Origin of the sequence: Kribbella sp. NPDC051587 (genome assembly GCF_044453945.1) — a bacterium.
GTDB lineage: Bacteria > Actinomycetota > Actinomycetes > Propionibacteriales > Kribbellaceae > Kribbella.
In genome coordinates, this window is the sequence record NZ_JBITDE010000022.1 from 9,178 (window position 1) to 32,312 (window position 23,135).

A 23,135-nucleotide genomic window follows, 5' to 3' on the forward strand; every position below is an offset into this window, starting at 1 on the left:
GCAACCCACCAGCTGAGGGGATATCCCTCCACCTGGAGGGTTGCCCGCTGAGATTTGCTGGGGGCAACCCACCAGCTGAGGGGATATCCCTCCACCTGGAGGGTTGCCCGCTGAGATTTGCTGGGGGCAACCCACCAGCTGAGGGGATATCCCTCCACGTGGAGGGTTCGCGCGGTGGCGGGATGGTGGGCGGTGGAGCGTTGGGGTGGGCAGCCCTTGGGGGCCGCCGAAGGGCGTCGGGGTGGGTGCGCGACGTACGGGGTCGGCTTGGGTTAGAGGGCGCTTTCGGGCGTGTTGCGGCGGGAGAGGAGGCGGCGGCGGGGTTCTTCGCGGTCGATCCAGTCGAGGTCGTCGCCCAGTACGGCGTCGTTGGTGCGGTCGGCGTACGGGTCGGGCGGCGGCGGGACCGGGGGCAGGGCACGGAGTTTGAGGGCGACCATTGGGACTGCGAGCAGGACGGCGACGACGAGCCAGGCGCCGTACTCGCGCAGGAGAGGCTCGAAGGAGGTGAAGAACGCCTTCATGGCGGCGTCGACGGTTGCGTTCAGGGTCTGGGTGGCCGGTGCGCGGTCGACGGCTTGGATCGCGGCGACGACGCCGAAGGATGCGAGGTACCAAGCGGTGAGTGGCACCCAGAAGTACGCCGAACGCCACCCGCGCAGCCAGCAGGCGCCGTACAGGAGCAGGGCCAGCCCGGCGCCGACAAGGAGCCCGTTCAGCTGCCAGAGCCAGCTGAAGTCGGCCAGTTGGCCGGCCGGACGGAGCGCGTACCAGGCGATCGGGAGAGCGAGAGCGAAGGCTGCGACCACGGAGCTTCTGGTGCCCTGGGCACCGAAGACGGCGCCGACGGCACTTGCCACCAGCAACGAGATCAGCAGACCGCGTTCATTCCAGGGGTTGCCGCTCAGCCACCATGTGCCCGCGGCAACGATCAGGACGACCGGTACGACGGCGCGCACGCGCGCGACGAGCAGACCGGCCAGGACTCCCCCGGCGAATCCGCCCAGCAGCAACAGATCCAGCCGGGGCGGTACGAACAGCGTCGCACCGCCCGGCAGACCTTTCAGGTACGCGGCGGAGAAGCCACCCACGAACCAGGCGACAACAGCAGCCGGGATCGACCACAGGTAGCGCATTCACATCCCCGTTCCCACCCCAACCGAGGCGGACGGGGTTAGTGCTGGGCTCTCTCGACCTTGTTCTTCAAGTCTTCCGCTGTGTCGACGGTAGCTCCCTCGGACCGCAACCAGCCGTCAAGACTCGCCCGATCCTGCAGAGACATCACCGCGACCACGTCACCCGGCTGCGCCTGAGTGACCAGGAACTGCGCCGCCTCGAGCTCCGTCGGGAAGGCCGGAACCTCCTCGACGCCGACCGACGCGGCTCCCTCGCGGAAGACGGCCTCCAGCTCGGACGGCGGCCGTCCGCGCAGGTACTCGCTCTTGTGCCCGATCGCGACCAGGTCGGCCCCACGCGCACCGATCGCGCCGAGAGCGGAGACCATGTCGTCGGCCCGGTCACCCGGCGAACCGAGCGCGAGCAGCAACTTGCCACCCTCGTGGCGCACGCCGTTCATGATCTCCAGCAGCGCTTCCAGGCCGGCCTCGTTGTGCGCGAGGTCGATCACCACGGTGAAGCCGCGCAGCGAGTACATGTTCATCCGGCCCGGGTTGTTCTCGTTCGGCGCGAACGAGCTCAGCCCTTCGATCACCGCCGCCCGCGGCAGCCCGAGCCCGAGAGCCGCCGAGGCGGCCGCGAGCGCGTTCTCCACGTTGTAGTGCGACAGACCGGACAACGTCATCGGTACGTCGACGACCTTGAGCAGCGGCTCCGGGTCGGTCGCCTGGTCAAGCACCGTGATGAAGCCGTCGAGCACCGTGGTCGCCCGGCCGCCTTCGTCGAGGACGGTGCGGATCGACGGCGAGTCGGGATCGCGGGAGAACACCCAGCACTTGGCCGGCGAACCGAGCCGCATCGCGAAGGTCCGCGGGTCGTCGCCGTTCACCACGCACCAGCCGCGCGGGCGGGTGATGTGCGTGATGACCGCCTTCACCTCGGCGAGCTGGTCGACGGTGTCGATCCCGCCCAGGCCGAGGTGGTCCGCGGTGACGTTGGTGACGACCGAGACGTCGTTCGAGACGACACCGACACCCCGGCGCAGGATTCCGCCGCGCGCGGTCTCGGTGACGGCCAGCTGGATCCCCGGCTGGGACAGCACCTGTCCGGCACCACTCGGGCCGGAGAAGTCGCCGTACTTGACGAGCTCGCCGTCGAAGTAGACGCCGTCGGTACTCGACCAGCCGACGTGCAGCCCGGCCGCACGGCCGATGTGCGCGATCATCCGTGAGGTCGTGGTCTTGCCGTTGGTCCCGGTGACCGCGACGACCGGCACCTTGGGCCGGATGGTCGGCGGCACGTTGCCGGGCGGCTCGTTGCGCACGCGCTCACCGACGCTTGCCATCAGCTCGGGCAGGTGCTCGGCACCGAACGCGTCCAGCACCTCGACGATCGCGGCCGCGAGTGCGCGCGCCCGCTGTTCGTGGGCCCAGGGGAAGGCCACGACCAGCCGGTGGTTGTCGGACTCGGGCCGGACCCGAACGCCGATCCGGCCGATGCCTGCCTCGCGCGCGATCCGCCGTACGACGTGTCCGGTCACGCGGATCGCGAACCGCTGCCGGAACCCGGAGCCGATCCGGCCCGGCCGGGTGGCGCCCAGGCCGACCGCCTGTGCGTACGCCTTCGCGGCCGGAGCCGGGGCGTCGACCAGCGCGGTGACGTCGAGCGTGAGCTTGACCGCCGCGCGGCTGAAGTAGAGGTTGGCGCCGTCCAGGACACGGAGCTCAACCAGGGAAGTGGACACTACGCTCCCATCGCGTGGTAGCCGCCGTCGACGTGGATGATCTCGCCGGTGGTGGAGGGGAAGAAGTCACTGAGCAGGGCAACGATGGTCTTGCCGGTGGGTTCGAGGTCGGTCGGGTCCCAGCCGAGCGGGGCGCGCTCCAGCCAGGGCTCCTCGAACTTCTCGAAGCCCGGGATCGCCTTGGCGGCCAGGGTCTTGAGCGGGCCGGCCGAGACCAGGTTGCAGCGAATGCCCTGCGCACCGAGGTCGCGGGCCAGGTACCGGCTGGTCGACTCGAGGGCGGCCTTGGCCACACCCATCCAGTCGTAGCCCGGCCAGGCCACGGTCGCGTCGAAGGTCATCCCGACGACGCTGCTCCCCCGCGGCATCAGCGGCGCGCAGGTGGTCGCGAGCGACTTCAGCGAGTACGCCGAGACGTGGACCGCCTGTGCCACGTCGTCCCACGGACCCTCGAGGAACTTGCCGCCGAGGATCGTCTCCGGGTTCCCGTACGCGATCGAGTGCACGACGCCGTCCAGGCCGTCGACATGCTCCCGTACGGCGTCCGGCAGCGCGGCCAGGTGATCGGCGTTCGTCACGTCGAGCTCGAGCACCGGCGGTTCGACCGGAAGCCGCTTCGCGATCCGCTTGGTGATGCTCAGCGCGCGGCCGAAGTTCGAGATCAGCACCGTGGCGCCTTGTTCCTGCGCCACCTTGGCCGTGGCGAAGCCGATCGAGGAGTCCAGGGTGACCCCGGCGACCAGGATCCGTTTGCCGTCGAGGATGCCCACCGGCTTCCCCCTTTCGTTCGCAGCGAGGTTGTTGACTAGTTGCCCATACCGATGCCGCCGTCGACCGGGATCACCGCGCCGGTGATGTACCCGGCCTCCTCGGAGGCGAGCCAGCGGACCGCGTGCGCGATCTCCTCGGTCAGCCCGAAACGGCCGAGCGGGATCTGGCTGAGGTACTGCTTCGAGGTCTCTTCCGGCAGGACGGCGGTCATGTCGGTCTCGACGAATCCCGGCGCGACCACGTTGGCCGTGATCCCGCGGCTGCCGAGCTCGCGCGCGATCGAGCGCGCCATCCCGACCAGACCGGACTTGCTGGCCGCGTAGTTCACCTGACCGGCCTGGCCGAGCAGACCGACGACCGAGGAGATGAAGACGATCCGGCCCTTGCGCAGCCGCAGCATCCCCTTGGCGGCCCGCCGCGCGACCCGGAACGACCCCGTGAGGTTGGTGTCGATGACCGAGTCCCAGTCGTCGTCGGACATCCGCAGCAGCAGCGTGTCGCGGGTGATGCCGGCGTTGGCGACCAGTACCTCGACCGGACCGTGCTGGTCCTGGATGGTCTCGAACGCGGCGTCGACCTCCTCCTGGTTCGTGATGTCGCACTTGACGCCGAGGAACCCCTCGGGCGGCGGGCTGCTGTTGTAGGTCACGGCGACCTGGTCACCGGCCTCCTTGAACGCAGTCGCGATCGCCAGACCGATTCCCCGGTTGCCACCGGTCACCAACACAGACCTGCCCACAAGAACTCCTCACCCGTTGCCAGTCGTAGCCGAACGCTATCCTCAGGAGTCTTCGAGCCGGAAACCGACCTTCAGTCCGACCTGGTAGTGGTCGATCCGGTTGTCGACGATGTGCCCGCGGATCTGAGTCACCTCGAACCAGTCCAGGTGCCGCAGGGTCTCGCCGGCCCGGGTGATCGCGTTCGTGATCGCCTCGTCCACCCCCTCCTTCGACGTACCGACGAGCTCCGTGACGCGGTAGGTGCGATTACTCATCGTCGTCCTCGCTTCGCTCCGGGCGCCGCTGAGGCACGAGCGGTCTGTGTTGGATTGATGCCCTCGCTTCGCTCGGTCATGTGACATGCCCTTCCAGTCCTGCCTGCACCCGGCTAGGTGACGCGGCGTACCGTGGTTGATGGTGAGGAGGATAGATGTCCAAACGTCGTGAACGCCCCGGCGAAACGGTCATTTCGGTGACCAGTGCCCAGCCCGGTCGTTCCGAGGACCTGGACAGCCGCATCATCCGGTACGCCGCGATGATGGCGCTGCGGGTCGCGTGTTTCGTGCTGGCCGTGTTCACCCCGTCGCCGTGGCGCTGGCTGTTCGTCGTCGGTGCGGTGTTCCTGCCGTACTTCGCGGTCGTGCTGGCCAACGTCGCGAGGACCGCGACGCAGGACGGCGGCACCCCGTACGTCGCTCCCGAGCGGCCCTCGCTGGAGGCCTCACCGGGCCCCGTGATCCGGGTCGAACCCGACGAAGAACCAGTGCGACGGACCGACACCGAAAAGTGATCTGTGCCGGGACTGGAAAGTTCGCCGGGTTCCGTGTCAGAATCTCCCGCGTGCGCTGAAGTTCACTGTTGGAATTCAGCCTCTTGATGCGGCGTCGGACGGCTCCCCCCGTGGCTGTCCGACGTCGCTTCATTTGTGCCGGGGGCGGATCATTTCCCCACGCTATTGATTATTGAGGGATCAGGAATGGCAATGCCCGAGATCTGCTCGTCCAAGGGCTGCGGCAACGCCGCGACCTGGGCGGTGCTGTGGAACAACCCGAAGATCCACACGCCTGACCGGCGCAAGACCTGGCTGGCGTGTGACGAGCACAAGGCGACCTTGTCGGACTTCCTGGACCGGCGCGGATTCCTTCGCGACGTCGAACCATTCACCAAGGCTTAGCGAAAAACTGCATTTCCTGATTCGGTCCCCGCAGCGGTTTCGGTACTGGCTTGATTAGCCACCGATGGCGGACATCGGCCGGGCGGGTTGCAGGAACGCAGGATCGTTGATGCCGTGGCCGGGGAGTTTCTTCCACATCGCCCGCCGCCAGCGATCCGCGAGTTCCGCATCATCGGCACCGGCGCGCATTGCGGTCCGCAGATCTGATTCGGTCCGGGCGAACAAGCAGTCGCGCACCTGACCGTCGGCAGTCAGCCGCACCCGGTCGCAGTCACCGCAGAACGGCCGGGTGACCGACGCGATGATCCCGACCGTCTGCTGTCCCCCACGGACGCTGAAGATCTCGGCCGGCGCACTACCCCGGGCCGCCGCGTCGGTCGGTTCCAGACCGAACTGCTCCCCGAGCCGCTCGAGGATCTCGTCCGCGGTCACCATCGTGGCGCGATCCCAACCGTGCTGAGCATCCAAGGGCATCTGCTCGATGAACCGCAGCTCGTAGCCATGGTCCAGGCAGAACTGCAGGAGCTCCGGAGCGTGGCTGTCGTTGACACCCCGCATCAGTACGGCGTTCACCTTGACCGGCGACAGACCGGCCTCCTGAGCGGCGGCCATGCCGGCCAACACGTCCTTCAGGCGGTCCCGCCGGGTGAGTTGCTGGAAGGTGTCCGGCCGAATGGTGTCGAGACTCACATTCACCCGGTCCAGACCGGCCGCCTTGAGCGCGACGGCCTGCCGGGCCAGCCCGATGCCGTTCGTGGTCAACGACACCTCGGGCCGCGGCGTGAGCGCCGTCGTACGGTCAACGATGCCGACCAGGCCGCGGCGCAGGAGTGGCTCACCGCCGGTGAACCGGATCTCGCGGACGCCGAGCTGAGTGACCGCGATGCCGACCAGGCGGACGATCTCGTCGTCGGTGAGCAGCTCCGGCTTGGCCAGCCAGTCGAGCCCCTCTTCCGGCATGCAGTAGGTGCAGCGCAGATTGCAACGGTCCGTGAGCGAGACCCTGAGATCCGTGGCGATCCGGCCGTAGGTGTCCGCCAGTCCTGCCTGAGTCACCTCTGGGGTCGCGGTCACCCGCCCAGAGTACGTGCCGGGCGTCGAGGGTTAGGGGGCATGGCTTAAGTTCGAGACGTGCGTCGATTGATGAACGTCCGCTGGCTCGGCGCCGCGCTGACGATCCTGGTCCTGGCCACGGTGTGCATTCAGCTCGGCCGCTGGCAACTGCATCGGCTGCATGACCGCGAGGCCCGCAACCAGGTCACCCGGTCGAATCTCGCCGCGCCGCCGGCGCCGATCGACCAGATCGTCGGTCCGCAGGCCGTGGTCGGCGACCAGCACGCGTGGCGCACCGCGGTCGTCACCGGCCGCTTCGACGCCTCGAAGCAGATAGTTCTGCGCTATCGCAACGTCAACGACCGGCCCGGATTCGAAATCATCACGCCGCTGATCCTCCCCGACGGCAAGGGCGTGCTGATCGACCGCGGGTTCCTGGCCCGCCAGGGCGCCGAACTCGCCCCGGGCAACGTGCCCGCCGTACCGGCTGGTGAGGTGACGATCACCGGCCGGCTGCAGCGCAGCGAGCGTGGTGGGCACACCAACGGCGGTACGCCGGACAACGGGACGGCGCGGCTGATCAACGGCCCCGAGTACGCCAAGGCTCTTGGTCTGGACCTGTACGACGGTTATCTCACCGTCGACAGCCAGGTCCCGGCCAACGACCCGGCGTTCGGGAAGTTCCCCGGGCCGGAGATCGACAACGGGCCGCACTTCTTCTATGCCCTGCAGTGGTTCCTGTTCGCGCTGCTGGCGGTCGGCGGCCTGATCTACTTCACCCGGCGGCCGGCCACCAACGCCGCCGGCGAAGTTGTTGCCGAGCGCAACGACGTACCGGAACCCGCGGTCGGTCGGGACTAACCAAACGAACGCTTGCCGACGGCCACGAACTTCGAGATGCAGAGCCGGCGGTCGTGAGGCAGGATGGTGCCGTGGACCTTGGACTGCGCGACCGCATCTACATCGTCACCGGTGCCAGCACCGGCCTCGGCTTCGCCACCGCGAAGGCCCTGGCCGCCGACGGAGCCCGGCTCGTCATCTCCAGCCGGAGCGAGGAGAAGATCGCCCGGGCCGCCGCCGAGCTCGGTGAGAACGTGGTCGGTATCCCGGTCGACAACGCCGACCCGGAGAGCGCCGAGCGGCTGGCCGCCACCGCGATCGCGAAGTGGGGCGCGCTGCACGGCGCCCTGATCAGCGTCGGTGGCCCGAAGCCCGGCACGGCGCTGGACTCCGACGAGGCCGACTGGCAGGCCGCCTTCGACAGCGTCTTCCTCGGCGGGCTGCGGATCGCCAAGTCGGTCGCCCGGGCCGGTTCGGACGGGACCTCGATCGCGTTCGTGCTGTCGACCTCGGTGAAGGCCCCGATCCCGGGCCTGGCGATCTCGAACGGGCTGCGCCCCGGTCTCGCCATGGTCGCCAAGACCCTGGCCGACGAGCTCGGCCCGAACGGAGTCCGCGTCAACAGCCTGCTCCCCGGCCGGATCGCCACCGACCGGCTGCGTGAGCTCGACAGCAAGGGCGGCGACTCCGAGGCGGCCCGGCGCAGCGCCGAGCGCACCATTCCGCTGCGCCGGTACGGCGACCCCGACGAATTCGGCCGCGTCGCCGCCTTCGTCCTCTCCCCCGCCGCGTCCTACCTGACCGGCGCCGTCATCCCCGTCGACGGCGGGGCCCTCCGCTCCCTGTAGGACGGGATCTTCACATCAATTCTTGGTAATTACTCGCACAGATCACAGGGACGCTGTTATCTTCTAACAGCCTCATTCGCCCCCTGGGAGGACTGATCCATGCGACGAACCAAGATCCGGACCGCCGGCGTACTGCTCGGCGCCTTTGCGTTGGTGGTCACCACGAGCGGCGTCGCGAACGCCGCGTCGTTCAGCTACGGCGCCTACGAGGGCGGCGGCTGGGGGTCCTGGCAGCAGGACCCCGGCAGCGACGGCGAACCCGGGGACTCGATCCAGGCGTGCGACGTGAAGGCGGACGGGTGGGGCATCGAGGTGCGGCTGGACATCGGCCGCGACGGTGACATCGACCGCAAGGTCAGCACCCGCGGTCACCCCGCCGACTACTGCTCGGGCTGGGCCAGCGGCGATATCACTCCCGAGGGAACGCCGGTCCGCGTCTGGGTCGTGAAGGTCAACGGCAGCACCGACTACCACCCGGTGTACAAGGACGGCACCGCCTAGTCGTCCTTCGGGCGGTCCCGGTCTTTGGAGGGCTGCACGCGCTTGGGCTCGCCGGGCATCTTCGGGTACTCCGGCGGATAGGGCAGATCGGCCTCGCCGTGGTCACGCTCGTGCTTGGCCGACAGCTCCAGCAGTGAGTCGAGGGAGAAGGCCTGCTCGCCGACCGCGGCGTGCAGGTCTCCGACCTCGGCGAACCGGGCCGGCATCGTGAGCACGTCGAAGTCGTTCGGTACGACGTCCTCGAGCTCCTCCCAGCGCAGTGGCGCGGAGACGCGGGCCCGCTCGTTCGGCCGGACCGAGTACGCCGAGGCGATGGTGCGGTCGCGGGCCATCTGGTTGTAGTCGATGAAGATGCGCTCGCCGCGCTCCTCCTTCCACCAGTTGACCGTGACCTGGTCGGGCAGCCGCTTGGACAGCTCGCGCCCGAGCGCGATCACCGCCCGCCGGGCCTGGATGAAGTCCCAGCGCGGCTCGATCGGCACGTAGACGTGCAGACCGCGACCACCCGAGGTCTTCGGGAAGCCCTCCAGGCCGTGCTCGGCGAGCAGCTCGCGCAGCGCCGGGGCCACCGCGACCGCGCTCTTGAAGTCCGTCCCCGGTTGCGGGTCGAGGTCGATCCGCAGTTGATCGGGGTTGTCGACGTTCGGACGCCGTACCGGCCAGGGGTGGAAGGTCAGCGTGCCGAGGTTGACCGCCCAGGCGACCACCGCGAGCTCGGTCGGGCAGACCTCGTCGGCGGGCCGGCCGCTCGGGAACTTGATGGTCGCGGTCTCCACCCACTCGGGCGCACCCTTGGCCACCCGCTTCTGGTAGAACGCGTCACCCCGGTTGTCCGCCCGGGTGGAGAGCTTGGCGCCCTCGAACCAGCCACCGGGCCAGCGCTCCAGGGTGGTCGGCCGGTCCCGGAGCGCACCCAGGATGCCGTCGCCGACCGCGACGAAGTAGTTCACGATGTCGAGCTTGGTCAGCCCGCGATCCGCGAAGTACGGCTTGTCGGGGTTGCTCACCCGGACCTGCCGCCCACCGATCTCGAGCTCGATCGCCTTGGTCGCCGCCATGGCCGCGACGCTACCGCCCAGCACCGACCAAACGCTGAAGATTTCGCCGGAAAGGCAGCTTTTCGCAAACCCTGGCCACACCCGGTAACTGAGCGGTAACGTTCGTGCACCCTCGTTCCTGGGGCGTGAGGCCCCCGGGACGCTGACCAAGGAGCGCGAGGATGAACAGATCCGCCCTGTTCGCCGCTGCCACCGCAGTTGCGACCACCACCGCCCTCGGGCTGACGTCGGCCACCACCGCCACCGGTGCGCCCACGGCAGCCCCTGTCCCCACCCCGGCCGCTGCCGTCGCCCAGGCCAAGGCCGCCCTCGGCGATCACCTCGCCGCCCTCAAGGCGACCAGCGCCGACGCGTTCGCCGTACGTGATGTGATCGTCGACAAGGACGGCGCCACTCACGTCCGGATGGACCGCAGCATCGGCGGCCTCAAGGTGCTCGGTGGCGATGTCGTCGTGCACCAGACCGACGAAGGAGTCTGGCAGGGCATCAGCCAGACGCTGACCCGCAGTGCGAACGTCGACCGGACGCCCAAGGTCAGCGTCGCGACCGCGACCAGCAAGGCACTCGGCAAGGGTCTCAAGGCCGAGGGCAAGCCCGCCCTGGTGATCGAGGCCCGCAAGGGCGCGCCGCGGCTGGCCTACCTGGTCACCACGACCGGAACCCAGGCCGACGGGACGCCGAGCCACATCACCACCACAGTGGACGCGCTGACCGGCGCCAAGCTGGTCACCGAGCAGCACATCGAGACCGCGACCGGCGACGGGCAGAGCCTGTACTCCGGCACCGTGCCGCTCGACACCACGCCCGCGACCGGTGGCTTCACGCTGACCGACCCGGTCCGCGGCGGCGGCTTCACCGGCGACGCGAACAACAAGACCGAGTCGATCCTGTGCCAGCTGTTCGGCCTCGGCTGCATCGTCCCGACCAAGTACACCGACGCCGACAACCACTGGGGCACCGGTACGACGGCCGACCGCGCGAGCGCCGCTGTCGACGCTCACTACGGCGCCGCGACGACGTTCGACTACTACAAGAACACCCATGGCCGGAACGGCATCTTCAACGACGGCAAGGGCGTCCCGAGCCGCGTGCACTACGGCTCGAACTACGTCAACGCCTTCTGGGACGGCAAGCAGATGACCTATGGCGACGGCGACAACGTCGCCGCCGGTCCGCTGGTCTCGATCGACGTGGCCGGCCACGAGATGTCCCACGGCGTCACCTCCGCCACCGCGAACCTCACCTACTCGGGTGAGTCCGGCGGCCTCAACGAGGCGACCAGCGACATCATGGGCACGCTCGTCGAGTTCTACTCGAACAAGGCCGCGGACCCCGGTGACTACTACATCGGCGAGCGGATCATGAAGGACCGCGTCGCGCTGCGCTTCATGGACCAGCCGAGCAAGGACGGCAAGTCGGCCGACTGCTGGTCGTCCGGCGTCGGCAACCTCGACGTGCACTACTCCAGCGGCGTCGCGAACCACTTCGCGTACCTGCTCGCCGAGGGCACCGGCCCGAAGAGCATCGGCGGTCTGCCGCACAACGGCACCACCTGCAACAACTCGACGCTGACCGGCATCGGTCACGACAAGCTCGGCAAGATCTGGTACCGCGCGCTGACCGTCTACATGACGACCAGCACCAACTACGCCCAGGCCCGGACCGCGACGCTGAGCGCCGCCACCGACCTGTACGGCGCCAGCAGCCCCGAGCGGGCCGCGGTGGCCGCGGCCTGGACCGCGGTGAGCGTCAACTAGTGCGGTGAATTCGCCGGTCCTGTCCCACTGGGGCGGACAGGACCGGCGAATGATCCCCCGTGCCCTCGTGAGCAACAACCAGCTGTTCACGTATTGGACCTTGGCGGGGACCTGTCCGGGTGTGAGAATCCGCGACATGTCTGCCCTCATCCGATCACAGCGCCGCCTGGGTGCTTTGGTGATCACTTCAACACTCATCGCCTCCGGAGCGGCTGTCTTCAGCGCCGTACCGGCGGGCGCCGCGTCCACTTCGGTCGTCATCACCGAGGTGTACGGCGGTGGCGGCAACAGCGGTGCGCCGTACACGAACGATTTCGTCGAGCTGACCAACAACAGCGCGGCCCCGGTCGACCTGACCGGCTGGACGATCCAGTACGCCTCCGCGGCCGGTACCTCGTGGACCAACAAGATCACTCTGACCGGCTCGATCGCCCCTGGCGCGGTGTACCTCGCGCAGGGCGCGTCCGGCGGCGCCAACGGGCAGCCGCTGCCGACGCCGGACGCCACCGGCGGTGTGAACATGTCCGCCGCCTCCGGCAAGGTCGCCCTGGTCAATACGGCCACCAGCCTGAGCTGCACAACCGGCTGCGCCACCGCGCCCGGCGTGATCGACTTCGTCGGGTACGGCGCCGCCAACGACTTCGAGACGGCCGCCGCACCGGGTACCTCGAACACCACCTCGGCCACCCGCAAGGTGCCGACCACGGATGCCGACAACAACGCCGCGGAGTTCGCCGAGGTCGCGCCGTCGCCCAAGCTGCTCACCAACACCCCGCCGCCGCCGGACCCGATCGACGCCAAGATCCACGACATCCAGGGCGCCGCGCACCTCTCGCCGCTGAACGGCAAGCCGGTTCGCAACGTGACCGGTGTCGTGATCGCGAAGAGCGGCAACGGCTTCTGGTTCCAGGACACCGAGCCTGACGACAACCCGGCGACCAGTGAGGGCCTGTTCGTCTTCACCAGCTCGGCGCCGACGGTCAACGTCGGTGACGCGCTCAACGTCGCGGGCACCGTGTCCGAGTTCCGGCCGGGCGGCTCGGGTGGGGTCACGAACCTCACCACGACCGAGCTGACGCAGGCGAAGATCACGGTCACCGGGCAGGCCGCCGTACCGGCTCCGACCATCGTCGGTCCAGGTGGACGGGTTCCCCCGGCAACCGTGATCGACAACGACTCGTCCGGTGACGTCGAGACCACCGGCACGTTCGACCCTGCGCAGGACGGCCTGGACTTCTGGGAGTCGCTCGAGGGCATGTGGACGGGCATCAACACGCCGGAGGTGACCGGCCCGACGAGCTCGTTCCGTGAGCTGTCCGTCGTACCGGCCGGGTCCGGTCTGCGGACCGTCCGCGGCGGCATCCTGCTGCAGCCGACCGACAGCAACCCCGAGCGGATCCTGCTCGACGACCTGCTCGTCCCGATCCCGGACGCCAAGACCGGCGACAAGCTCGCCGGGACAGTCGCCGGTGTCGTCGACTATGCGTTCGGCAACTTCAAGCTGCTGCCGACCACCACGCCGACCGTCATCGACGGTGGGGTGAAGCGGGAGGCCACCAAGGCGTCCTCGCTGCTCCAGGTCTCGGTCGCGACCTTCAACGTGGAGAACCTGGACCCGTCCGACGGTGATGCCAAGTTCGACGGACTCGCCCAGGCCGTGGTCAAGAACCTCGCGTCGCCCGACATCATCGGGCTCGAGGAGGTCCAGGACAACGACGGTGCGACCAACTCCGGTACGACGGCCGCCAACGTCACGCTCGACCTGCTGACCGCGGCGATCGTGAAGGCCGGCGGACCGAAGTACGCCTACCGCCAGATCGACCCGGTGAACAACGCCGAGGGTGGCGAGCCGGGCGGCAACATCCGGGTCGCGTTCCTGTACCGCACCGACCGGCCGGTCAAGTTCGTCGACCGCGCGGGCGGCGGTTCGACGGTCGCGACCACGGTCACCACCGACCGGTTCGGCCGGCCGCACCTGAGCGCCTCCCCCGGCCGCGTCGACCCGGCCAACCCGGCCTGGGCCGCGACCCGCGTGCCGCTGGCGGGCGAGTTCACCTGGCTCGGCCAGAGCCTGTTCGTGGTGGTCAACCACTTCAGCTCCAAGGGCGGCGACACGCCGCTGTGGGGCCGGACCCAGCCGCCCGTCCAGTCGTCCGCGCCCAAGCGGCACGAGCAGGCGCAGGCGGTCCGTGGGTTCGTCGACCAGTTGTTCGCCAAGGACAAGGGCGCGAACGTGATCGTGCTCGGCGACCTGAACGACTTCGACTTCTCCGAGACCACGAACATCCTGGTCGGCGCGGGCAAGACCGCACTGATCGACATGCCCCGGACGCTGCCGCTGCCGGAGCGCTACAGCTACGTGTTCGAGGGCAACAGCCAGATCCTCGACCAGATCCTGATCTCCCAGAACCTCCGGCCGGCCTCGACGTACGACGTCGTGCACATGAGCGCGGAGTTCCCGGACCAGATCAGTGACCACGACCCCCAGGTGGTGCGGGTGATCCCGCTCCCGTCCTGGATCCACTGATTGCGTGAGCCTTACGTCGGTGGTCTGGGCGGGGTTTTCTTGCCCGGACCACCGATACTGGTGATGTGACTGATTCCACCAAGCAGTACGCCGTACAGAAGTCTGACGCGGAGTGGAAGACGCAGCTGTCCCCCGCCGAGTTCCAGGTGCTGCGCAAGGCCGGGACCGAACGTCCGTTCACCGGTGAGTACACCGACACCAAGACCGTCGGTGTCTACAAGTGCCGGGCCTGTGACGCCGAGTTGTTCCGGAGCGAGACCAAGTTCGACTCGCACTGCGGCTGGCCGTCGTTCTTCGCGCCACTGGCCGAGGACCGGGTCGAATACATCACCGACACCACGCTCGGCATGAAGCGGGTCGAGGTGCGCTGCGCGAACTGCGGCTCGCACCTGGGCCACGTCTTCGAGGGCGAGGGCTACGGCACCCCGACCGACCAGCGCTACTGCATCAACAGCGTCAGCCTGAGCCTGCAGCCGGAGTGATCGGCTGCTAGACCACTAGACTGCAACGGTGCTGGATGTCCTGGGTGCTGAGCAGTCATGGGAGGTGCCGGGGGCTTGGGTGACGGCCGTCCGGCAGAGGATGCACGGCTGGGGACAGGACCAGCGGTCGTTGCGGCCGCTGCGTCCTGACGCTTTCGCGGGGTTCGCGAAGGGGACGCCGGCCGGCGTCTGGTTCACCGCTCAGGTGGCGCCGCTGCTGGCCGGGTGGATCCCGGTCCTGCATGGCGATCATGCCGATCTCGGTGCGGTGCTCACGCGCGAGTTCCAGCGGACGCCGTACCAGCTCGGTGGTGCCGGGCACATCGTCCGGGTTGCGGCGACCGACTGGCCGCTGCAAGTGCTGGCGGGTGCGCAGGGCTTCCGCGAGCAGGGTCGTAAGCACGCGGTCGAGGTGTCGCGGGATGTGGTGGCGATGTTCGTCGACGCGCCTCCGCTGGCCGCTCGTGCGAAGGCGCTGACGGCCGCGTTCGACCGGGTCCTCGCTGACCGCGAGGCGATCCACATCCACATGACGGCGGACTACCCGACGATCATCCAGTACTGGCGGACGACCGCGCTCACAGCGGCTGAACTCGCCGTACTGCCTGAGTTGGCCGGTCCGAACGCTGCGCTCAAGTACTCGCTGAACTCGCTGCGGGACGCGCACGCCAAGTTGCTGATGACGATCCCGGACGAGGATGCCGGCGACTTCGCCCAACTGATGGCCGGGATGATCCTGGCCGGCCGGCTCACCAACCTTCCGCCGGGAGTGGCACAGATCCTCGGTCCGGCGGCTCACGACGTCGAGAAGGCCTTCGCATCCGCCCGGACCGGCTTCCGCCCTCAGGCATGGCTGAATACGAACACCGAGTGGCTGGCGCGCGCCGTACGGCATGATCAGCGCGCTGCCGCCCGGGCTTGGGCTGCGGCAGCGACGCGCGTCTCCGTGCACCTGTCGGGTGCGCTTGGGGACGCGCCGTGGCCGGATCCGCTGATCCCTGATCTGGATGCGCTCTTCCGGCTGCTCGACCGGGATCGCCGGCCGACGGCCGCGGTGGAGGAGAAGGAGACGTCGCTCTCGTCCGCGTGGGACAACGTCCAGGGCACGCCCAAGGAGCAGAAGCCGGTCACGTTGGGGCCGGTCGACTTCACCAACGATCCGCTGGCTGAGCTCGACTCGCTGGTCGGGCTGGAGTCGGTGAAGGACTCGGTCCGCAAGATGGTGGCCGAGGTGAAGACCAACCTGCGCCGCCAGGAGCTCGGGCTGCCCAGCCACGAGCGCGCCCGGCACATGGTGTTCGTCGGCAAGCCCGGTACGGCGAAGACCACGATCGCGCGACTGTTGAGCCGCATCTACCACCAGCTCGGCGTACTGGAGAAGGGTCACGTGGTCGAGGTCGACCGGTCCGACCTGGTCGGATCCAGCACCGGTACGACGGCGCCGATGACCGCGGAGAAGTTCCGTGAGGCGATCGGCGGCGTGCTGTTCGTCGACGAGGCCTACACGCTGGTCCCGGAGAACAGCCCGGGTGACTACGGACTCGAGGCGATCGCGACGATCCTGAAGCTGATGGAGGACCACCGCAACGACTGCATCGTGATCGTCGCCGGGTACCACCGGGAGATGCAGCGGTTCATGGAGTCCAACACCGGTCTGGCGTCACGGTTCCCGAAGCTGCTGTCGTTCGCCGAGTACGACACCAACCAGCTGGTCGAGATCTTCCAGCTGCAGGCGCGCTACAAGGGCATGACGTATGGCGACGACGTCCTGGACGTGGTCCGCTCGATCATTCCGCCGTCGCCGCGAGGCCACAACTTCGGCAACGGCCGCTTCATCCGCAACGTCCTGGAAGAAGCCATCTCCAACCAGGCCACGCGCCTATCCACCCGCGACCCCGACGCCCTCACCGAGAAGGACCTCCGCGAGCTCCTCCCCGAAGACGTCCGCCCGCCCATGTCCATGCGCGCCGAGGACTACCTCTTCCAAAAGCCCGGTACCTGATCACAACGTCCGAAGGATCGGAGGGCCCGCCTCCGGTTCTTCGGACGTTACGGCTCAGATGGGGGTGGCGAGGGCTACGGGGTTGCCTTCGGGGTCGGCCAGGTAGGCCTGGCGTTCGCCCCAGGGCATGGTCGCCGGCTCTTGGAGGACGGGGTGACCGGCGGCGCGGAAGACTGCTACCTCGGCCTCGACGTCGTCGACGTACACGAACAGCTCGAAGCGGGGCGCCGTACCGACGGTGATGCCGAGCTGCGCCTCCGGCCAGTTGGAGTCGGCGATCCCCAGGGAGGAGTCGCCGCGCTCCAGGCCGACGTAGTGCGGGTCGCCCTCCAGCGGGAACTGATACGTCATCTCGTAGCCGAGCAGGGCGTAGAACTCGACGGACTTTCGCACGTTGCTCACGTAGAGCACCGGGAACGCCTTGCGGTGTATCACGCCAGGTTGGCGATCAGCTCGCCCAGCTCGGTCCGCTTGCCGGTGTAGAACGGCACCTCTTCGCGCACGTGCCGGCGGGCGGTGGAGGCGCGCAGGTCGCGCATCAGGTCGACCATCCGGTGCAGCTCGTCGGCCTCGAAGGCCAGCATCCACTCGTAGTCGCCGAGGGCGAACGAGGCGACCGTGTTCGCCCGGACGTCCGGGTAGCCACGGGCCATCTTGCCGTGCTCGGCGAGCATGAAGCGACGCTCCTCGTCGGGGAGCAGGTACCACTCGTAGGAGCGGACGAACGGGTACACGCAGACGTACGCGCGCGGCTCCTCGTCGGCCAGGAACGCCGGGATGTGGCTCTTGTTGAACTCGGCCGGCCGGTGCAGCGCGAGCTGCGACCAGACCGGCGCGAGGTGCCGGCCGAGCCGCGAGCGGCGCAGCGCGTGGTACGCCTGCTGCAGCGCGTCCGAGGTCGGCGCGTGCCACCAGACCAGGAAGTCGGCGTCGGCGCGGAGCCCCTCGACGTCGTAGAACCCGCGGATGACCACGTCGTCGGCCGCCAGCTTGCCGACCAGTTCGTTCAGCTCGGCGGTGAGCTCGTCGCGGTCCACGTCACCGAGCCGGGTCTCCACCTTGAAGACCGACCACATCGTGTAGCGGATCACATTGTTCAGCTCGCGCGCCTTCGGCTTCTCCGTCACGGGGCCATTGTCTCCAATGAATCGGTGAAACCACGCACCCGGGTGGCCGCTTTCACACCCGACGCCACGCAAGCTGCGATCCCAACACCCCGGTACGCCGCTCCGGCGACCGCCAGCCCGGGGTGATCAGCCACCGCCGCCTCGATCCTCGCGACCCGGTCGAGGTGACCGACGGCGTACTGCGGAAGGCCCCCGCCCCACCGGGTGACGAGAGACCCGACGACGGGTCCCTGCAGGCCGATCGCTTGCCCGAGATCGCTGGTCGCGAGGCGGACGAGTTCGTCGTCGGAGCGTTGCAGCACGTACTCCTCACCGAGCCGGCCGACCGAGGTCCGCAGTACGGCGAGGTCTCCCCCGGCGGCGCTCGACCACTGCCACTTGGCATGCGAATACGTCGCGGCCTTGATCGTGCGCTGCTCCACCGACGGGACAAGGAAGCCGGAACCGGTCGCTGTGGCCGGCCAGTCCTCCTTGCGCACCGCCAGCGTGACGATCGCCATACTCGCGTAGTCGATGCTCGCCAGCTCGGTCGATGCCTCGGGCACCAATCCGGCCAGCATCCGGCTCGCTGGGGCTGCGGGGGTGGCCACGATCACGGCGTCCGCGGTCAGGTACGTCGGCGCGGGGACGGGACCGGCTTCCAGCTCATAACCATCCGGGGTGCGGGTGATCCGCCGTACCGTGAGTTGTCGTTGGATGACCACGCCGCGAGCGAGCAGGTCCTGCTCCAGCGCGGTGATCAGGCGGTTGATCCCGCCGACGAGGCCGCCGAACACGGGCTGGCCGGCGCGCTTCTGACCGAGCTCCCGCAGCTCAGCAGTGGCAGCGAGCACGCTCGGCGCCGTCTGCAACTTCGCATACAGATCCGGGACGGCGGCCGCCAGCGAGATCTCCTCCGCCTTACCCGCGTACACCCCGCCGAGCAGCGGATCGATCAGCTTGTCGGTCACCGCGGAACCCATGCGCTCGGCAACGAACCGCCCAATCGCCACGTCCTCGGTCAACGCGGGCGGGGCCAGCTCGGCCTCGTGCGCGACCCGCTCAGCGGCAGCCTCACCCAGTACGTCGGCAGACGCGGCCGGATCGACCGGCACACCCATCACGGTGGGCGGGATCGCGCGGATCCGGTCCCCGACCCACAGCCCGGCCGAGGTCGTTGCCGGGTGCACCACCTCGTCACCGAGCCCGAGCGCCTTCATCAGGTCGAGCGCCTCAGGCCGCCGTACCAGCACCGACTCGGCGCCCAGGTCGACCGGCACGCCTTCGATCTCCGCCCCGGCCAGCTTCCCGCCGAGCCGCGGCGAGCCCTCGAGGACCGTGATCCGCGGCGGATTGGGCCCAGTCGCCAACGCGTGCGCAGCCGCCAGCCCACTGATCCCGCCGCCCACCACAACAACCCGGCTCACAAACCCTCCAAGCTCAGCTCGTACGCGGCCTGCGGCCGCACACCTGGGGTTTCCGCGACCAACTTGAATCCCGCCCGCTCCAGCACGGTCCGCGAGGCGACGTTGGCCTGCGCCGTACCGGCGGTCAATCGGCGCAGGCCGTACTCCTTCACCGCCAGCTGCGTGACCGCCCGAACGGCGGCGGTCGCCAGCCCACGCCCTGCAGCACGCTCGGCGATCCGGTAGCCCAGCTCGGCCGACCCGTCCTCAAGGTCGACCAGGTTCACCCGGCCGACGATCGCGCCGTCGGCCTCCACGAGCACGTGGAACCGGCACTCGCCAGTCGCCTGCTCCGCGAGCCGCGCCCGCAACCCGTCCGCGAAGGTCGCGAAGAACTCGTCACCGCGGTCAGCGATCGCGGCCGCGAAGTACCGGCGGTTCTCCAGCTCGAAGGCGAGCAGCGCGTCCGCGTGATCCACGCCCAGCTGTTCGACAGTGACGCCGTACTCAGACAGCAGCACGAGCCGACTTCGCCTGGACGTACTTGACGATGCGTCCGAGCACCTCAGGATCGGCATTCGGCGGAACACCGTGACCGAGGTTGAAGATGTGGCCCGGAGCCGCCTTGCCCTCGGCAAGGATGCGATCGATCTCGGGCTCGAGCACCTCCCAGCCCGCGTGCAGGAGCGCCGGGTCGAGATTGCCTTGCACCGGCTTCGCGCCACCGATCCGGCGCGCGGCCTCGTCCAGCGGCACCCGCCAGTCGGCCCCGACCACGTCGGCACCGGCCGCGCTCATCAGGCCGAGCAGCTCACCGGTGTTCACCCCGAAGTGGATCTTCGGTACGTCGTACGCCGAAAGCGCCTCGAAGACCTTCGCCGAGTGCGGCAGGACGAACTGCTCGTAGTCCCGCGGCGACAACGCACCGGCCCACGAGTCGAACAGCTGGATCGCCGAGGCGCCCGCCTCGACCTGCGCGACCAGACAGGCGATCGCGACATCGGCAAGCCGATCGGCCAGCGCATGCCACAGCTTCGGATCGCTGTGCATGAGCGCCTTCGTCTTCGCGTGGTCCTTACTCGGCCCGCCCTCGACCAGGTACGACGCCACGGTGAACGGCGCGCCCGCGAATCCGATCAGCGGGGTGTCACCGAGCTGCCGCACCAGCTCCTGGACCGACTCGGTGAGGTAGAACAGCTCGGCCGGAGTCGCCGGGCGAACCGCCGCCAGCCCGGCCAGGTCGCGGATCGGGTCCGCGACCACCGGACCCACGCCGGGCTTGATCTCGACCCCGAAGCCGGTCGCCTTCAGCGGCGTCACGATGTCGGAGTAGAAGATCGCCGCGTCGACGCCGTAACGGCGTACCGGCTGCAGCGTTATCTCGACGACGAGGTCGGGGCGCAGGCACGACTCGAGCATTGTGGTCCCCTCGCGGACCGCGTGGTACTCGGGCAGTGCGCGGCCGGCCTGCCGCATGAACCACACCGGGGTGTGCGGGCCGGGTTCGCCTCGGGCGGCGAGCAGGAAGGGGGAACGGGCAGGCGTCGAAGGCACGTCACGATGATCCCACGCGGTGCCGAACGGGTTTTCCGGGCCCGGGGGGTTCCGGTTTTGTCCGCGACTGCGGTTGGTTACCGGCGCGTCTAAACAGGCGTCGGTGCGTAATCAGTCGTAGGCTGCGAAGCATGGGTGCCCGCAAGCAGGTCGACGCGCCACCCGCGGAGTTCACCGAGGCCGTGGCGCAGTTACGCGGTGCCCGGTTCCGGCCCGAAGTATTCGTCGAGGAGATGCCCGCACCGCAACGGATCGCTCCGCACGCGGCCGCGGTCAGCGCCGATGTGACGATCGACGGCGACGATGTCGCCACCGGTCGGCTCGTCGTCCTCTACGACCCGGCCGGGAACGACGCCTGGCAGTCGACCTTCCGCTGTGTCGCGTATGTGCGTGCTGCCGTCGAACCGGAGATGGTGACCGACGCGCTGCTCGGTGGCGTGGGCTGGACCTGGCTGATGGAGGCACTGGCCGACCGGGGTGCGGAATACCTGGCCCCGAGCGGTACCGTCACCCGCGTGGTATCGGAGAGTTTCGGCGGCATGGCCGACGACGAGGCGACGGCGGAGATCGAGATCCGTGCATCCTGGAGCCCGGTGCCCGGACCTGGTGGACTGGTGGACGTGACGAAACACGCCGAGGCGTGGGGTGAAACGCTCTGTACGGCGGCCGGACTGCCGCCGGTTCCGCCGGGAGTGGTCGCGATGCCGACCCGGCGCGGTCAGCGGGGCCGATGAGCCAGGCCGACCCACAGCAGCAACCGGCCGCTCAGGAAGATCCGGCGCCGGAACTGCCCCTCCTCGAACTGCGCGACGGCCTCTCCGAGGTCATCGACACCGATCCTGCGCTCGCCGAGGTGATCGAAGCCTTCCGGTCCGGTACCGGCTCGGTCGCCGTCGACGCCGAGCGCGCATCCGGCTACCGCTACTCGCACCGGGCCTACCTGGTCCAGTTGCGTCGCGAGGGCTCCGGCTCCGTGCTGGTCGACCCGATCCCGTTCGGTGACCTGTCCGCTCTCGGTGACGCGATCGTCGACGCGGAGTGGATCATTCACGCCGCGAACCAGGACCTGGCCTGCCTCGCCGAGGTCGGCATGGTCCCGCGCAAGGTCTTCGACACCGAGCTCGCCGGCCGCCTCCTCGGCTACCCGAAGGTTGGCCTGGCCTCACTCGTCAGCGAGGTCCTCGGCTACCGGATGCGCAAGGAGCACTCGGCCGCCGACTGGTCCACCCGCCCGCTTCCCGCGCCCTGGCTCGTGTACGCCGCTCTGGACGTCGAGATGCTGATCGAGCTCCGCGACGCCATCGAGGCCGAGCTGCGCCGTGAAGGCAAGTGGGAGTGGGCCGAGCAGGAGTTCGCCGCGATCCTGTCCGCACCACCGCGGGAGCCGAAGCCTGATCCGTGGCGCCGGACCTCGGGCATGCACCGGGTCCGCAATCGCCGCAGCCTCGCCGTCGTACGGGCGTTGTGGGAGGCGCGCGACCAGATCGCCGAGTCCGCCGACATCTCCCCCGGCCGCATCCTGCCGGACGCCGCCATCGTCGAGGCCGCCGCCGCGATGCCGACCGACCGCGACACCCTGCAGAAGCTCACCGCTTTCAAGGGTCGCGGCGCTCACCGCCACATGCGCACCTGGTGGGAGGCGATCGATCACGCTCGCCGCCTCCCCGACACCGAACTCCCCAAACAAGGCCCCCGGTACGACGGCCCGCCTCCCGCCCGCGCCTGGGCCGACCGCGACCCCGATGCCGCAGCGCGCCTCTCGGCCGCCCGCAGCGCCGTAGCCGAGATCGCCGAGGCCCACCGCCTGCCGACGGAGAACCTCCTCTCCCCCGACACCATCCGCCGCCTCGCCTGGACCCCACCAGCCGACGCGGACCTCACCGCGGTCTCCACCTTCCTCCGCGACCACCACGCCCGCGACTGGCAGATCGCCCTCACCGCCCCCGTCCTCACCGACGCCATCGCCACCGAGCCGGCCACAAACCTCGACTAGCCGGCCGGGTCGAAGAGGGCGGATTGGACGTACTCCATGGCGGCGATGAACTTCGGGTCGCTCAGGCGGCGGGTCATCTCGTCCGGGTCAACGACCTCGATGCGGGACTGCAGCCAGTAGAGGTTGCCGAAGGGGTCGCTCACGCGAGCGACGACGTCACCCCAGAACAGATGAGTCGGCTCGGTGATCACGGTGCCGCCGGCGGCGACCGCGTTCTTCAAGGTCTGCTCGACATCCGGGACGTAGAGACGCAGGAACGCCGGGGTCGGCGTCCAGTTCGGCTTGTCGAACATCATCACCACGGAATCGCCGATCCGCATCTCCGCGTGGCCGATGCGGCCCTGGTCGTCGACGACGCGGCCGCCGAGATCGACGGCGCCGAAGGCCCCGGCGAGGAAATCCATCAAGCCGGCGGTGTCACGGCCGATGATCCACGGCGTGACCGAGTGATAGCCCTCGGGGATGTGCGGCACGGTCATGTTCT

General features: G+C 69.0%; 24 protein-coding genes. 11 read left to right on the forward strand and 13 right to left on the reverse strand.

From position 1 onward, the window contains the following. Positions 1-272 precede the first annotated feature (272 nt). Genes ACIA49_RS40750 through ACIA49_RS40770 form a run of 5 tightly spaced genes read right to left on the reverse strand, consistent with a single transcriptional unit; the run spans position 273 to position 4,625 of the window. On the reverse strand, positions 273-1,136 hold the full coding sequence (locus ACIA49_RS40750; protein WP_396383724.1) for a hypothetical protein: 864 nt from the start codon (positions 1,134-1,136) through the stop codon (positions 273-275). Between the two features lie 38 nt (positions 1,137-1,174). Further along, the gene (locus tag ACIA49_RS40755; protein WP_396383725.1) at positions 1,175-2,860 is read right to left on the reverse strand and encodes a Mur ligase family protein; all 1,686 of its coding nucleotides are present in this window, start codon (positions 2,858-2,860) and stop codon (positions 1,175-1,177) included. Further along, positions 2,860-3,630: an enoyl-ACP reductase FabI gene (gene fabI, locus ACIA49_RS40760; RefSeq protein ID WP_396383726.1), complete on the reverse strand. Its 771-nt coding sequence runs from the start codon at positions 3,628-3,630 to the stop codon at positions 2,860-2,862. Before fabI ends, ACIA49_RS40755 begins: the two co-directional genes overlap by 1 nt. Before the next feature lie 35 nt (positions 3,631-3,665). Beyond that, entirely contained in the window at positions 3,666-4,370 is a 705-nt protein-coding gene (gene fabG / locus ACIA49_RS40765; RefSeq protein WP_396383727.1) for a 3-oxoacyl-[acyl-carrier-protein] reductase, read from the reverse strand. Between the two features lie 42 nt (positions 4,371-4,412). Beyond that, complete coding sequence (locus tag ACIA49_RS40770) at positions 4,413-4,625, reverse strand: dodecin (RefSeq protein ID WP_396383728.1); 213 nt, start codon at positions 4,623-4,625, stop codon at positions 4,413-4,415. Between the two features lie 155 nt (positions 4,626-4,780). Between ACIA49_RS40770 and ACIA49_RS40775 the strand changes: the two genes are divergently transcribed. After that, on the forward strand, positions 4,781-5,140 hold the full coding sequence (locus ACIA49_RS40775) for a DUF3099 domain-containing protein (protein WP_396383729.1): 360 nt from the start codon (positions 4,781-4,783) through the stop codon (positions 5,138-5,140). Positions 5,141-5,326: 186 nt separating this feature from the next. Beyond that, the gene (locus tag ACIA49_RS40780; protein WP_396383730.1) at positions 5,327-5,524 is read left to right on the forward strand and encodes a hypothetical protein; all 198 of its coding nucleotides are present in this window, start codon (positions 5,327-5,329) and stop codon (positions 5,522-5,524) included. 54 nt (positions 5,525-5,578) lie between these two features. On the opposite strand, the gene moaA is transcribed toward ACIA49_RS40780, so the two are convergent. Further along, positions 5,579-6,598 (reverse strand): GTP 3',8-cyclase MoaA, encoded by a 1,020-nt coding sequence (gene moaA / locus ACIA49_RS40785; protein ID WP_396383731.1) that lies wholly within the window; start codon positions 6,596-6,598, stop codon positions 5,579-5,581. Positions 6,599-6,655: 57 nt separating this feature from the next. Between moaA and ACIA49_RS40790 the strand changes: the two genes are divergently transcribed. The 3 genes from ACIA49_RS40790 to ACIA49_RS40800 all read left to right on the forward strand — a co-directional run bounded on the left by ACIA49_RS40790 (position 6,656) and on the right by ACIA49_RS40800 (position 8,766). Next, entirely contained in the window at positions 6,656-7,438 is a 783-nt protein-coding gene (locus tag ACIA49_RS40790; protein WP_396383732.1) for an SURF1 family protein, read from the forward strand. 71 nt (positions 7,439-7,509) lie between these two features. Continuing rightward, on the forward strand, positions 7,510-8,265 hold the full coding sequence (locus tag ACIA49_RS40795; protein ID WP_396383733.1) for an SDR family oxidoreductase: 756 nt from the start codon (positions 7,510-7,512) through the stop codon (positions 8,263-8,265). 99 nt (positions 8,266-8,364) lie between these two features. Further along, a complete protein-coding gene (locus ACIA49_RS40800; protein WP_396383734.1) occupies positions 8,365-8,766 on the forward strand; it encodes a hypothetical protein in 402 nt (133 codons plus the stop codon). Here the strand turns inward: ACIA49_RS40800 and ligD are convergent. Then, the gene (gene ligD / locus ACIA49_RS40805) at positions 8,763-9,824 is read right to left on the reverse strand and encodes a non-homologous end-joining DNA ligase (protein ID WP_391541651.1); all 1,062 of its coding nucleotides are present in this window, start codon (positions 9,822-9,824) and stop codon (positions 8,763-8,765) included. The genes ACIA49_RS40800 and ligD overlap by 4 nt on opposite strands. A gap of 161 nt (positions 9,825-9,985) precedes the next feature. Between ligD and ACIA49_RS40810 the strand changes: the two genes are divergently transcribed. The 4 genes from ACIA49_RS40810 (at position 9,986) to ACIA49_RS40825 (ending at position 16,592) form a co-directional block, all read left to right on the forward strand. Next, positions 9,986-11,581 (forward strand): M4 family metallopeptidase, encoded by a 1,596-nt coding sequence (locus ACIA49_RS40810; protein WP_396383735.1) that lies wholly within the window; start codon positions 9,986-9,988, stop codon positions 11,579-11,581. A 136-nt stretch (positions 11,582-11,717) separates the two neighbouring features. Then, positions 11,718-14,108: a lamin tail domain-containing protein gene (locus ACIA49_RS40815; protein WP_396383736.1), complete on the forward strand. Its 2,391-nt coding sequence runs from the start codon at positions 11,718-11,720 to the stop codon at positions 14,106-14,108. Between the two features lie 65 nt (positions 14,109-14,173). After that, positions 14,174-14,590: a peptide-methionine (R)-S-oxide reductase MsrB gene (gene msrB / locus ACIA49_RS40820; protein ID WP_396383737.1), complete on the forward strand. Its 417-nt coding sequence runs from the start codon at positions 14,174-14,176 to the stop codon at positions 14,588-14,590. A 28-nt stretch (positions 14,591-14,618) separates the two neighbouring features. Then, a complete protein-coding gene (locus tag ACIA49_RS40825; protein WP_396383738.1) occupies positions 14,619-16,592 on the forward strand; it encodes an AAA family ATPase in 1,974 nt (657 codons plus the stop codon). A 54-nt stretch (positions 16,593-16,646) separates the two neighbouring features. On the opposite strand, the gene ACIA49_RS40830 is transcribed toward ACIA49_RS40825, so the two are convergent. The 5 genes from ACIA49_RS40830 to hemE are packed head-to-tail and all read right to left on the reverse strand — an operon-like array spanning position 16,647 to position 20,658. Continuing rightward, positions 16,647-16,994, reverse strand: a complete 348-nt coding sequence (locus ACIA49_RS40830; RefSeq protein WP_396383739.1) for a VOC family protein — start codon at positions 16,992-16,994, stop codon at positions 16,647-16,649. Between the two features lie 29 nt (positions 16,995-17,023). Further along, a complete protein-coding gene (hemQ, locus tag ACIA49_RS40835) occupies positions 17,024-17,719 on the reverse strand; it encodes a hydrogen peroxide-dependent heme synthase (RefSeq protein WP_396383740.1) in 696 nt (231 codons plus the stop codon). Then, positions 17,716-19,125 carry a protoporphyrinogen oxidase gene (gene hemG / locus ACIA49_RS40840; protein WP_396383741.1) on the reverse strand — a complete coding sequence of 470 codons (1,410 nt, stop codon included), beginning with the start codon at positions 19,123-19,125 and terminating at the stop codon, positions 17,716-17,718. The genes hemQ and hemG overlap by 4 nt, the downstream gene beginning before the upstream one ends. After that, the gene (locus ACIA49_RS40845) at positions 19,122-19,625 is read right to left on the reverse strand and encodes a GNAT family N-acetyltransferase (RefSeq protein WP_396383742.1); all 504 of its coding nucleotides are present in this window, start codon (positions 19,623-19,625) and stop codon (positions 19,122-19,124) included. Before ACIA49_RS40845 ends, hemG begins: the two co-directional genes overlap by 4 nt. Beyond that, positions 19,612-20,658, reverse strand: coding sequence for a uroporphyrinogen decarboxylase (gene hemE, locus ACIA49_RS40850; RefSeq protein ID WP_396383743.1), 1,047 nt, complete (start codon positions 20,656-20,658; stop codon positions 19,612-19,614). The genes ACIA49_RS40845 and hemE overlap by 14 nt, the downstream gene beginning before the upstream one ends. Positions 20,659-20,789: 131 nt before the next feature. Between hemE and ACIA49_RS40855 the strand changes: the two genes are divergently transcribed. After that, on the forward strand, positions 20,790-21,392 hold the full coding sequence (locus tag ACIA49_RS40855; RefSeq protein ID WP_391541662.1) for a DUF3000 domain-containing protein: 603 nt from the start codon (positions 20,790-20,792) through the stop codon (positions 21,390-21,392). Further along, positions 21,389-22,651, forward strand: a complete 1,263-nt coding sequence (locus tag ACIA49_RS40860; RefSeq protein ID WP_396383744.1) for an HRDC domain-containing protein — start codon at positions 21,389-21,391, stop codon at positions 22,649-22,651. The genes ACIA49_RS40855 and ACIA49_RS40860 overlap by 4 nt, the downstream gene beginning before the upstream one ends. On the opposite strand, the gene ACIA49_RS40865 is transcribed toward ACIA49_RS40860, so the two are convergent. Then, entirely contained in the window at positions 22,648-23,130 is a 483-nt protein-coding gene (locus ACIA49_RS40865) for a VOC family protein (RefSeq protein WP_396383745.1), read from the reverse strand. The genes ACIA49_RS40860 and ACIA49_RS40865 overlap by 4 nt on opposite strands. Between the last annotated feature and the right edge of the window lie 5 nt (positions 23,131-23,135).

What these genes read in the sequence shown, in the direction of transcription:
- ACIA49_RS40810 (WP_396383735.1), top strand. Translation starts at nt 9,986, where the DNA reads ATGAACAGATCCGCCCTGTTCGCCGCTGCCACCGCAGTTGCGACCACC.
- ACIA49_RS40800 (WP_396383734.1), top strand. Translation starts at nt 8,365, where the DNA reads ATGCGACGAACCAAGATCCGGACCGCCGGCGTACTGCTCGGCGCCTTT.
- ACIA49_RS40865 (WP_396383745.1), bottom strand. Translation starts at nt 23,130, where the DNA reads ATGACCGTGCCGCACATCCCCGAGGGCTATCACTCGGTCACGCCGTGG.
- ACIA49_RS40815 (WP_396383736.1), top strand. Translation starts at nt 11,718, where the DNA reads ATGTCTGCCCTCATCCGATCACAGCGCCGCCTGGGTGCTTTGGTGATC.
- ACIA49_RS40780 (WP_396383730.1), top strand. Translation starts at nt 5,327, where the DNA reads ATGGCAATGCCCGAGATCTGCTCGTCCAAGGGCTGCGGCAACGCCGCG.
- ACIA49_RS40860 (WP_396383744.1), top strand. Translation starts at nt 21,389, where the DNA reads ATGAGCCAGGCCGACCCACAGCAGCAACCGGCCGCTCAGGAAGATCCG.
- ligD (WP_391541651.1), bottom strand. Translation starts at nt 9,824, where the DNA reads ATGGCGGCGACCAAGGCGATCGAGCTCGAGATCGGTGGGCGGCAGGTC.
- ACIA49_RS40775 (WP_396383729.1), top strand. Translation starts at nt 4,781, where the DNA reads ATGTCCAAACGTCGTGAACGCCCCGGCGAAACGGTCATTTCGGTGACC.
- ACIA49_RS40855 (WP_391541662.1), top strand. Translation starts at nt 20,790, where the DNA reads ATGGGTGCCCGCAAGCAGGTCGACGCGCCACCCGCGGAGTTCACCGAG.
- ACIA49_RS40750 (WP_396383724.1), bottom strand. Translation starts at nt 1,136, where the DNA reads ATGCGCTACCTGTGGTCGATCCCGGCTGCTGTTGTCGCCTGGTTCGTG.
- ACIA49_RS40770 (WP_396383728.1), bottom strand. Translation starts at nt 4,625, where the DNA reads ATGAGTAATCGCACCTACCGCGTCACGGAGCTCGTCGGTACGTCGAAG.